At 42.5% G+C, this 10,632-nt stretch carries 11 protein-coding genes; 5 read left to right on the top strand and 6 right to left on the bottom strand.

All coding sequences use genetic code 11. From position 1 onward, the window contains the following. Positions 1-380, bottom strand: a 380-nt coding sequence (locus tag F6K38_RS28430) for an alanine:cation symporter family protein (RefSeq protein ID WP_287358418.1), incomplete at its 3' end; no start/stop codon positions are given. Positions 381-656: 276 nt separating this feature from the next. Here F6K38_RS28430 and rplU point away from each other — a divergent pair. Both rplU and rpmA read left to right on the top strand, forming a co-directional pair. Further along, a complete protein-coding gene (gene rplU, locus F6K38_RS28425; protein WP_008188488.1) occupies positions 657-1,094 on the top strand; it encodes a 50S ribosomal protein L21 in 438 nt (145 codons plus the stop codon). Positions 1,095-1,170: 76 nt separating this feature from the next. Further along, positions 1,171-1,443, top strand: coding sequence for a 50S ribosomal protein L27 (gene rpmA, locus F6K38_RS28420; protein ID WP_008188487.1), 273 nt, complete (start codon positions 1,171-1,173; stop codon positions 1,441-1,443). 425 nt (positions 1,444-1,868) lie between these two features. Here rpmA and F6K38_RS28415 read toward each other — a convergent pair whose 3' ends face one another. The 5 genes from F6K38_RS28415 to F6K38_RS28395 all read right to left on the bottom strand — a co-directional run bounded on the left by F6K38_RS28415 (position 1,869) and on the right by F6K38_RS28395 (position 6,961). Continuing rightward, the gene (locus tag F6K38_RS28415; protein ID WP_287251649.1) at positions 1,869-2,780 is read right to left on the bottom strand and encodes a CoB--CoM heterodisulfide reductase iron-sulfur subunit B family protein; all 912 of its coding nucleotides are present in this window, start codon (positions 2,778-2,780) and stop codon (positions 1,869-1,871) included. An 82-nt stretch (positions 2,781-2,862) separates the two neighbouring features. After that, positions 2,863-3,609, bottom strand: a complete 747-nt coding sequence (locus F6K38_RS28410) for a sulfotransferase family 2 domain-containing protein (protein ID WP_287358416.1) — start codon at positions 3,607-3,609, stop codon at positions 2,863-2,865. A 154-nt stretch (positions 3,610-3,763) separates the two neighbouring features. Continuing rightward, positions 3,764-3,907, bottom strand: coding sequence for a hypothetical protein (locus F6K38_RS28405; protein ID WP_165691865.1), 144 nt, complete (start codon positions 3,905-3,907; stop codon positions 3,764-3,766). Further along, positions 3,886-5,574, bottom strand: coding sequence for a glycosyltransferase family 39 protein (locus tag F6K38_RS28400; RefSeq protein WP_287358415.1), 1,689 nt, complete (start codon positions 5,572-5,574; stop codon positions 3,886-3,888). The genes F6K38_RS28405 and F6K38_RS28400 overlap by 22 nt, the downstream gene beginning before the upstream one ends. Positions 5,575-5,761: 187 nt before the next feature. Then, positions 5,762-6,961 carry a glycosyltransferase gene (locus F6K38_RS28395; protein WP_287358413.1) on the bottom strand — a complete coding sequence of 400 codons (1,200 nt, stop codon included), beginning with the start codon at positions 6,959-6,961 and terminating at the stop codon, positions 5,762-5,764. Between the two features lie 1,061 nt (positions 6,962-8,022). Between F6K38_RS28395 and F6K38_RS28390 the strand changes: the two genes are divergently transcribed. The 3 genes from F6K38_RS28390 to F6K38_RS28380 all read left to right on the top strand — a co-directional run. After that, positions 8,023-8,712, top strand: coding sequence for a glycosyltransferase family 2 protein (locus F6K38_RS28390; RefSeq protein ID WP_008188476.1), 690 nt, complete (start codon positions 8,023-8,025; stop codon positions 8,710-8,712). A 10-nt stretch (positions 8,713-8,722) separates the two neighbouring features. Next, positions 8,723-8,911: a hypothetical protein gene (locus tag F6K38_RS28385; RefSeq protein WP_008188473.1), complete on the top strand. Its 189-nt coding sequence runs from the start codon at positions 8,723-8,725 to the stop codon at positions 8,909-8,911. A 9-nt stretch (positions 8,912-8,920) separates the two neighbouring features. Next, a partial coding sequence (locus F6K38_RS28380) for an ArnT family glycosyltransferase (protein WP_287358410.1) occupies positions 8,921-10,632 on the top strand: 1,712 nt, incomplete at its 3' end.

The raw sequence follows: 10,632 nt of genomic DNA, 5'->3' as shown, positions 1-10,632 counted from the left end.
GCAGCTCCTGGTCCTCCGATACTGATGGCAAAGGCAACACCGCCAATGCTACCGAGTCCAACACCAGCGGATAGGGCAGTTGATAGAGCTTGAAAGGAAGAGATTTCACCGTTTTGGTTGGGTTGCTCGTATTTGCCTAAGGCGATGTCAATGGCGTGTCGAAATCCCCAGATGTTGATGAAGTTCATCCTGAAGGTGAAGAATAGGCTACCACAGACTAGCCACAAGACAATCAGTGGCATACCACCGATGCTAAAGAAGAGTACATTAGATATGCCATTTAAGATTTGGTTAACAATAGCGGTGAGGTTAGTTAGAACCGAGTTGTTTGCTGCTAGAGCTAGAGTGGATGAGTAAAAAAAAATAGGATTTAGTGTCAACGTCTTTTAGCAATACTTCTTTACAAATTTATCAGGACTTATGAAAAACTGGGCATCAAATCTACCAGTAAGATCACCCTACTGGTAGATTTGCTGTCAGGATTCACGGTTATGGTCTTGACAAAGAGTAACTAATCAAAGATAATCATAGATTACGTGTCGATTCCTGCTCGGATCAGGTGAAGGCATACCAAAAGCTGGCAGAAGCAAGAAATCCTATCTATCGGAACCAACACTAACCAGCTACCTGTACGGCAACTCTAGAAAAACAAATCCATGACCTACGCAATTATTGAAACTGGTGGCAAGCAACTGCGAGTAGAACCCGGTCGCTTTTACGACATCGAATTACTGCACGTTGAACCAGAGCAAAATGTCACCATCGACAAAGTCCTGTTCGTTAATCATGATGGTGAAATCAGCATCGGTCAGCCCTTAGTTGAAGGAGCAACCGTACAAGGAACGGTGATGCGACACTTTCGCGATCGCAAAATCATCGTCTACAAAATGCAGCCCAAGAAGAAAACCCGTAAGAAGCGGGGACACAGACAGGAAAAAACCCGTCTGATGATTGATGCTATTAGTATGAATGGTTCTGTGCTCGCCTCGGTTTCCAAAGCAGAGGAAGCACCAGTCTCAGCAGAAACTGCCCCTGAAGCACCAGCAACTGAAGCACCAGCAACTCAGGAAACCGCTGAAACTGCTCCGGAATAGTTTATGGCTCAGACTTGTGCATAGGGCAAAATTACCTCAAAATTCCCGTAAAAACACCTAAATATAAAGGAACATTATGGCTCATAAGAAAGGAACAGGTAGTACTCGTAACGGTCGTGACTCTAATTCCAAACGCCTAGGAGTCAAGCGCTACGGTGGTCAGTTTGTCAAGGCTGGCAACATTTTGGTACGTCAGCGAGGTACTAAGGTTCATCCTGGTACCAATGTTGGTCGCGGCGGTGATGACACTCTATTTGCCATGGCTGATGGCATAGTCACTTTTGAAAGAAGGGGTAAAAGCCAAAAAAAAGTCAGCGTTTACCCGGTTGAAACCGAAGCATCAGCTTAGATACAACAGTTTATAGTTGAGACTGAAATCCCTCCATCAGCAGTTGGCTGCTGTTGATGGTAACTGATGAGGCACCCCCGAGGGGGTGCTTTTCTCTTGAAAATATGTCTGGCAAAGACAAAAGGTAATGGGTAATGGGTAATCGTTAACTACCAATTACCCATTACCCGATAAGGGAGATGATAATTAGTCAACCGGTAAGCATTCAGCCGTCAGCTGTCAGCCGTCAGCTTTTAGCTCACGGCTGACAGCTTAAAATAAACCTTGAAAAGGATAATTTAATAGTTCCAGATTAATGAGAATTGAAAGTCTGGGGATTTGCCCTTGGCCGATAGCCACGCATCGCGCATAAGCTGATAGCTGATAGCTGATAGCTGAATGCTTACGTCAACCGGATTTAGACTTCACACTTGATAGGTCACACTTCATACTTTATGGCCCAACTTCTCTAATACAGGTCCAGTCGAAACCACGTGCCGTTCTAAACCCAGTTGCTTTGGACTAACCCCTAGCGCTAGGGCAACTAACTGGGGTAAATGCAATACTGGTAACCTGAACTGACGCCCAATCACCTTTTCTACCTCCGGTTGACGGGAGTCCAGATTAAGATGACACAACGGACAAGGGGTCACCATGCAGTCGGCACCAGCATCCAAGGCTTCCTGAATATGCCTCCCTGCCATCTTGAAGGATTGTTCTGTGGCATAACTAGAAATTGGCCAACCACAACATTGAGTACGACCTCGGTAATATACAGGTGTTGCTCCTACAGTGCGAAATACAGTTTCCATGGATTCTGGATGCACTGGGTCATCGTAGGGGATTGATGTCTGAGCTCGCAGCAAATAACAACCATAGAATGCAGCACATTTGAGTCCAGTTAGCTTACGACTCACCTGTGCGGCTAGGGCTTCCATGCCGTAATCTGCCACCAATGCCCACAGTAAATGCTTGACTTCCGTAGTGCCTTTGTAAGGAGAACAGCCTTCTTTTTTCAGCAAGCCATTGACTTTTTCCACATAAGCTGTGTCGGTCTCTTGGAATTCCTTTAAACGCTCATCTACATGACCAATTACTCCCTGACAGGTGCTGCAATGGGTTAACAGGGGTAGATTCAGCTCCTCAGCTAGGGCGATATTGCGAGCGTTAACAGTGTCTTCTAGGAGTTGGGAATCTTCTTTGAAGGTACCAGAACCACAACAAGCAGCTTTTTTCAACTCAATCAGTTCAATACCTAGCGCTTGGGTTAAAGCTGACGTAGATTGGTATAGTTCTCCACAGGCTCCTTGAGCAACACAGCCGGGAAAATAGGCATATTTGAGCGTAGCAGATGGCATAGTAATTTATACTTAATCGCCTTAAAGCGGTTAGAGATCAGCTCAAGGGTAACAGCTCATGCCCTAACCGCTACTAGCTTGTTCAAAATTCGTAACCGTAGCGCTTTATTTCTTCGTTAAAAACGTACTGGACAATTTTTCGCGATCGCTCATTATAGTAATCCCGGTAGTCTGTCTTTCTTTCTTCGGTTTTGTTGATCACTGGTATTTGCACTTTGAAAGGCACTCCAGCTTTATCCAGGACTCTGTCAAAATCATCCTGAAGGGTTTCAAAACGCATTACACTATCCATACCTTTGGTATAACTTCCATAGAGTGTATACGGTTCAGCGGGAAGACCTACAAACTGTTTAAGTCGGTTTCGATTAGTATTCCGAACCAGGGATTGAACGGTTCGTTTCAGTCCATTGCCGTAAATAGAGCCATAGTGTTTTTCAATCCAATCATTAAATGAATGGGTTTTGCAAAATTCCATGTCTTCTATATAACCCGGTAGACGGTGAACCCATGACGTGGAGTCAGCGATAAAGTGTTGGTATTTTGAGGCTCTTTTTACATAGTCGGAAGCTAAACTGTCAAAAGGGTTGCGAATACAACTAAATTTTAGATAAGATGCTGCCTCTTTTTCTGTCAAAAGATTGCGTCTGAACATCTCTCGTAGAGAATGATGTCTTCTGTGCATCAAAAATTTTCCGTTGGCGTCTAGGATGTCTTGGGGGGGGACTAGTTCACCTTCTAGCTTTTTTTCGAGGACATCTTCTACTGCTGTGCAACCAGTTCGCGGTGCCATCAGGTAGAGTAAGCCGTATTTACGGCAAATCATTGCCATGAGCAAGCTCCTGTTATTCTAGGGATTATTATAAACAAGACGTAAGTATTCAGCATTCAGCTATCAGCATTCAGCTATCAGCATTCAGCTATCAGCATTCAGCTATCAGCATTCAGCTTTGGGCCTGTGGTCAGGCTACTGTTTGCGCAGCACCTCAAGTAGTGTGAGCTCTTAGCTGACGGCACCTCAAGTAGCGTGGCCAAAGGCCAACGGCTGACGGCTGACGGCTGACGGCTGACGGCTGATAGCTGACGGCTGATAGCTGAATGCTTAAGTTTATTGCTTTACTAGTTTCCACAGAAACGTTTTAATTTCGTAGGTTGGTTCAAGTTTATGGTTCCATTTGCCAATAAGTTCTGATTTATAGTTGTATTGTTTTTCGAATTTTTCTCGCAATTCCTTAGATGGATTATATAAAAATACATCACTGAATTCATCGGTATTTTCGGGGATGATTAACTGTTTGCTTTTTTCGCCATTAGGCATCTTTACGGATTTGTCGCTTAACCAAGAAAACTTCACTTTGGAGTCGAGAAGGTAAGACAGGGAGATCACTTCCAGACTTTTTGTCAGCAAGAGGGGTTGGTCAGCCTGGTTAATGATTGCTGCTACCTGGGTATGGTTAGCACTAGTATACTTGTTCCACCAAAATTCTGCTTGAGAACTGATCACACAGGATAGAATTCCACCAGACAGTAGCAAAATCATTCCGAGTCGCCATAGCTTCTGTTGCCATACTCCCTGAAAAATACTAGTTACTTTGTTAGTTATTTTGTTAGTAAATAGGTAAGCAACTGCTAGCTGAATACCAAGATAACAGGGAATTAGATAGCGAGTTACGCTAGAACGCTTGCCTCCGGAAATTAAATCCGGTAGCACTAGGGCTAAGGCGGTAACTCCAATTAATGTCAAGATGAATAGACTAACTCGTTTGGGACTATGACGACAGAGAAAGTAAATGGCATAGCCGACTAGGATTAAGATTATTACAGAGACCACTACGCTGGGGAAATTTAAGCCTTGGTTGAGATCAAAGAAACTCCGATTAATATTAATCAGCCAGGTTTGGGCTAATGATGATAAGGGAACTTCTTTGAGTGCCCATTTGGTTTTGCTGGATACCTTAGAAAGGTTACTGTTAGAAACCAGTAACCAAGGGACAAATACCATCAAAGCCATTAACGATGATAGCCCATAGTAAACAATAATTTTACTGAAGCGGAACCGTTCTGTTACCAGTACATAGATGCCATGGCTGATGGCTACTAAGATAGAAAATAAAAAGGTATAAAATCCTGTCACTAACGTGAGGGCGTAAATTCCCCAGGTAGAGATAAAGTGTAGGATGTCTCTAATCTTACTGGTGGTGTTTCTTGGTTTGGTTAAGCGTATTGCCCGTAACAGTGCTGCACTTGATAGCAAAATAGTTACGCCCCATAAGCCATACTGTCTTGCTGCTTGGGCATACAATACCTGAAAGGGAGAAACGGCAACTAAGGCCATAGCTACCCATCCCACCAAGGACGACTCGAATAATTCTTGACATAACCAATAGATAGCAGGAAACATCAGCAAGCTAATCAGAGCTGAAAAACTTCTCCTCACTGCTACTGAATTCCCAAATAACTGCCCCCAAAATCGCGCCATCACGTAATATAATGGGGGATGTTGAGGTTCTTCAAACGCCAATCCCTTAATCGTACCAATCAAAGTTTTTTCCGGATTTTTCTGCTGATACTTATGTAATTCTTTAATAGCGATCGCATCCCCCTTGGAAATTTCTGGTATCATGTCTGACAATCGATAACCAGAAATCCGTAGCGAGGTAAAGGTTTCATCAATCCAGTAGTTTTTTTTGTCAATATTTACGAATCGAAACACTATTCCTAGCATCAACAGGATAATAATTAAAAGCCCTAACCAAGTTGATGTAAATCTACGAGTTTGCTGCAATTTGTTTACCATATAGGTTTACCATAGATGATATTCATTGTTATGAAGTACATTCAATTTTATTACCCCGACTCCCTCGGTGCGCTTTCCGTTGGCGAATTAAATTCGCCACGGGTCGCACCGCTCCCGACTCCCTAAAACCTTTTGCTGTTGACGGTCAACAGTCAACAGTCAACAGTCAACAGTCAACCGGTTATCATTATTTTTGCGTCACTCGCCAGTTGAGTTTTAGATTAATCCAGAAATTCCAGAAAGTAACGGCTGCGATCGCAATACCATTTGCAATCAGATAGTTAATTCCCAGGAGATTAAACAACAGATTCAACAACAGCACATTTAGGCACAAACCGATCAAACAGACCAGGTTAAACTTCAAAAACCGTTTCAAGCGCTTACCCCATCCCCACTGCTGACTCGCTATATCCCTAAATGTCCAGGCATCATTCCAAATAAAGTTATTCAGAATAGCCGCTTCAGCAGCAATAATTTTACTGCGGGTGAGTCCCCAACCCAAACTAGCAGGGTCATGGAGTAAGTAAAGCACAGTCATATCCACAAATACCCCACTGAATCCCACTAAGCCAAAACGAATAAACCGCTTTAAGGGGAAGGGAATGCCTTTTCTAAGTTTACCAATGGTTCCGAGAGAAAACCTTAACCGGAGTAAGTGTCTAATATAGTCTACATACTGTTTCCAGGTAACTTTGCTCTCTCCTGAGAGTCTCTCTTGAAATACATAGCCAACTTCTGCAATTCGGCCAATTTTTCCCCTAGCCAGCACTTCAATTAGAATCTTGTACCCCAGAGGATTGAGGTCTTTTTCCTGAATGGCACTACGGCGTACCATAAAAAAACCGCTCATTGGGTCAGAAACACGACCGATAACTTCTGGTAAAATCGATAATCCTAAAAGTTGAGCACCTCTGGATAAGAAACGCCTCACTACACTCCAATCACTAACACCACCATCGTCTACATGACGACTGGCAATAGCGATATCGGCTCCATCCTCCATTGCTACCAAAAGTTTTACTAATATCTCTGGTGGATGCTGTAAATCCCCATCAATTACCCCCAAAATTTTTCCAGTACCTACCTTCCAGCCGTGAATAACTGCTGTAGATAACCCCCGTTCATGCTGACGGCGAATTACCTGTAACTGTGGATAGTCCGACATCAGAGCCTGGGCGATTTCCCAGGTACGATCAGGACTATCGTCATCTACTACAATTAGTTCGTATTGGTTTGGTATAGCTTCATCGAGCAAATTGCTCAGGATTCTAATTAGCTCCCCGATGTTTCTACTCTCGTTATAGGTGGGAATCACCAAGGATAAGGAAGAATCACTAAGGTGAGATTCTTCTGGTGTTATGTAGTCATTACTGGTATCCAAAGACATACTCTCTTGGTTGATGGAATTTTTTTTAGGTTAATGGTGCTAGATGTTAGATGTTAGGTTTTGGGTTAATGGTGTTAGTACTTAATGTCTAGCGCGCCTAATACCTAGTGCTATCAAGCCTATGGCATTAGTCATTAGTTTAGTTATTAGTCACTAGTTATCAGTCATTAGTCAAAATACGTAAGCATTCAGCTATCAGCTATCAGCTATCAGTGCTATCAGACCAATTAAAGTAGGGTGGGCAAAGTAGTATAATCTAGAATACTCAAAAGAAGCAAACTGTTTTTGCCCACCCTACAAGCTGCTATCAGCGTGTCGCGGATCAGACCAATTAAAGTAGGGTGGGCAAAGTAGTATAATCTAGAATACTCAAAAGAAGCAAACTGTTTTTGCCCACCCTACAAGCTGCTATCAGCGTGTCGCGGATCAGACCAATTAAAGTAGGGTGGGCAAAGTAGTATAATCTAGAATACTCAAAAGAAGCAAACTGTTTTTGCCCACCCTACAAGCTGCTATCAGCGTGTCGCGGATCAGACCAATTAAAGTAGGTTGGGCAAAGTAGTATAATCTAGAATACTCAAAAGAAGCAAACTGTTTTTGCCCACCCTACAAGCTATCAGCCAAAGTCTGACGGCTGACCGCTGACGGCTGAATGCTTACCAAAATACTAATGAGTAATGAGCAACGACTCCCCAATCAGGCTTGAGCGTAATGGTTTAGTAGTTGCTCTATGTTAGTTGCTCTATGTTGCTCTATTTAGTTGATCTATTTATAATCCTACAGTAGAATTATACTAATTTATTCAGGGTGTCAAGTAGTCAACCTCAAACCTGTCTATCAATCCTGGTCGTGCCCTGAATTTGAGGGTTCAATCCCATCTAATCACGGGGAAACTTCCCATAACTTTATGTAACTGACGTTATGTAAATATTTCGTGATGTGTTTAGGGGCTCAAACTCTCTACTTAACCAAAGGCTAGGGGAATTAGGCGGGGATTATGTAAAGATTATGTAAAGTTTTAAGCTAATCAAATTATTTGCTTATTATTAAGGATTAAGCTTATGAAGCTAAGTGTTGTAATACCCTGTTTTAACGAAGTCAACACAATTGCCAATGTTATTGAAGCTGTCAAAGCATCTCCGGTTAAAGAGTGCGAAATTATTGTTGTCGATGACTACTCAACGGATGGCACTAGAGAGATTTTAGAGTCATCACTAGAATCCCAGATTGACCATGTTGTCTATCATCACAAGAATCGGGGCAAAGGAGCTGCCTTACGGACTGGGTTTGGCTTGGCTACTGGAGATATCGTAATCGTTCAAGACGCTGATTTAGAGTACGATCCCCAGGAATATCCCTTGTTAATGCAGCCGATTATTGATGGCAAAGCGGATGTGGTTTATGGCTCCCGTTTCGCTGGCGGTGGTCCCCATCGGGTAGTGTACTACTGGCATATGGTGGGCAATAAATTTTTAACCATGCTCTCCAATATGTTTACCAATATTAACCTTACCGATATGGAAACCTGCTATAAGGCATTCCGGCGTGATCTTATCCAATCTATCAAAATCGAAGAATCTCGGTTTGGCTTTGAACCAGAAATTACTGCTAAGGTTGCCAAAAAGAAATGCCGCATCTATGAAGTAGGAATATCTTACTATGGTCGCACTTACGAAGAAGGAAAAAAAATTGGCTGGAGGGATGGGTTTCGGGCAATATTATGTATCCTAAAATACAATCTTTTTCCTTAGTCATAATCTGATGGTGGGCAGTCATAATCCGATGGTGGGCAGTGCCGAGCAACCCTATTACAAACTTCGGAATCTGTCTGATACACTGCCCACCCTACATGAACTTTTGGTTAATCACTTACTCCCTATTCCCTATTCCCTATTCCCTATTCCCTATTCCCTATTCCCTATTCCCTATTCCCTACTCCCTTTGCTATAATAACTAACTATGTTGGCTTTGCTCCCTCTGATTACCTTCACTGTTTTATTTCTCTTCATCTATCGTTACAATTATTGCTGGCGTAGTTCCCTATTGTGGGCAGCTATTACCTGGGGAGTCTTATTAACCTTTATCACTGAAGTTTTAAGTTTATTTAAGTTAATTACTTGGGGTTGGATAGCGGGAATCTGGGGTTTATTGAGTCTGACGTTGATTTTTGCTTACTTTCGGACTGTTAAACCAGGACGAGTCACCCGCACCCAGGATTCACAACATGGGATTGGGCAAAATGGGATTGGGCAAAGCTCACCCTCCACGAATGGGCAAAATCCAAACAATGGGAATGCCCAAATCTCTGGTTTTTTACTGGTATTACTTGGAGGTATAGGATTTCTGGTCGCTACCGTAGGCTTAACTGCTATCGTTGCGCCTCCCAATACCTGGGATTCCATGACTTACCACATGAGTCGTGTCCTTCATTGGATGCAGCATCACAGTGTTGCTCATTATCCTACCCATATTCCCAGACAGCTTTACCAAAACCCTTGGGCTGAATTTACGATCATGCATTTTCAACTCCTGAGTGGGGGCGATCGCTTAGCTAATCTTGTCCAATGGTTCAGTATGATTGGTAGCGTGATTGGGGTATCTCTGATTGCTAAAGAATTGGGAGCGGCGATACGAGGACAGGTTTTTGCTGCTGTCGTCGCTGCGACTATTCCCATGGGAATCCTACAAGGGTCAAGTACCCAGAATGATTATGTGGTTTCGTTCTGGGTGATTTGTTTGGCTTACTTTATTATTTTGACTATCAAATCCAGAGTTAGCTGGATTAATATATTAGGGGTTGGTGCTACCATGGGGATGGCTATTGTTACGAAAGCAACAGCCTATATTTATACATTACCCTTATTTATTTGGTTTTCACTGATGATGATTAAGCGCCTACGTTGGCGATGGTGGAAGCCAATTTTAGCGGTAGGGGTTATTGTTATTTTACTTAATCTTGGTCACTATATCCGTAACTTTGAATTGTATGGCACTCCAATTGCCACGGCTTCAGAAGAACTACGATATACTAATGAAATTTTTACAACGTCAGTATTAGTCTCCAATATTTTGAGAAATATTGGTCTTCACCTGGGAACACCGATTGGGATTATTAATGCTATATCTAATAAGATAATTAATTTATGCCATCTTGTTTTAAGTGTAGATATTAGTGACCCCCGCACTACCTATACCGGAAACTTTGGGATTCCTGGTAGCTTATCAACTCTGGGAATTAATGCTACGGAAAACAACACCAGCAACACCCTTCATCTAGTTTTAATCGTTTTTTCAGTCATCGCTTGTTTCATCCAACGACAGGGTCGAAAGCAACGCTATATAATCAGTTACATTGCTGTGATTATTAGCATATTTCTGCTATTTTGTTTCCTGTTGAAATGGCAATGGTGGAACAGTCGGCTTCATTTACCAATTTTCTTACTTTTTTCTGCAGTAGTTGGAATAGTATTGTCCCAAATTAAGCTACGTCAAGTTGCCAATGTTATAGCAGTGGTTCTGATCATCACATCATTACCATGGGCATTATCTGGCAGAGAACGACCTCTTCTGGGCGCTAACAGTATTTTCAACACTAGCCGTACTGAGCAATATTTTAACAGTAAGTCTCGAATCCAATCAGCTTACCTCGGTGCTAGTGATATTTTGAAAAG

It is taken from the genome of Moorena sp. SIO3B2, assembly GCF_010692525.1.
Taxonomy (GTDB): Bacteria; Cyanobacteriota; Cyanobacteriia; order Cyanobacteriales; family Coleofasciculaceae; genus Moorena; species Moorena producens.
This window is presented reverse-complemented; position numbering and strand designations above follow the sequence as displayed.

Excerpts from the sequence above, each read along its gene's own strand:
- rplU (WP_008188488.1), top strand. The coding sequence starts at position 657 with ATGACCTACGCAATTATTGAAACTGGTGGCAAGCAACTGCGAGTAGAA.
- rpmA (WP_008188487.1), top strand. The coding sequence starts at position 1,171 with ATGGCTCATAAGAAAGGAACAGGTAGTACTCGTAACGGTCGTGACTCT.
- F6K38_RS28415 (WP_287251649.1), bottom strand. The coding sequence starts at position 2,780 with ATGCCATCTGCTACGCTCAAATATGCCTATTTTCCCGGCTGTGTTGCT.
- F6K38_RS28410 (WP_287358416.1), bottom strand. The coding sequence starts at position 3,609 with ATGGCAATGATTTGCCGTAAATACGGCTTACTCTACCTGATGGCACCG.
- F6K38_RS28400 (WP_287358415.1), bottom strand. The coding sequence starts at position 5,574 with ATGGTAAACAAATTGCAGCAAACTCGTAGATTTACATCAACTTGGTTA.
- F6K38_RS28395 (WP_287358413.1), bottom strand. The coding sequence starts at position 6,961 with ATGTCTTTGGATACCAGTAATGACTACATAACACCAGAAGAATCTCAC.
- F6K38_RS28390 (WP_008188476.1), top strand. The coding sequence starts at position 8,023 with ATGAAGCTAAGTGTTGTAATACCCTGTTTTAACGAAGTCAACACAATT.
- F6K38_RS28385 (WP_008188473.1), top strand. The coding sequence starts at position 8,723 with ATGGTGGGCAGTCATAATCCGATGGTGGGCAGTGCCGAGCAACCCTAT.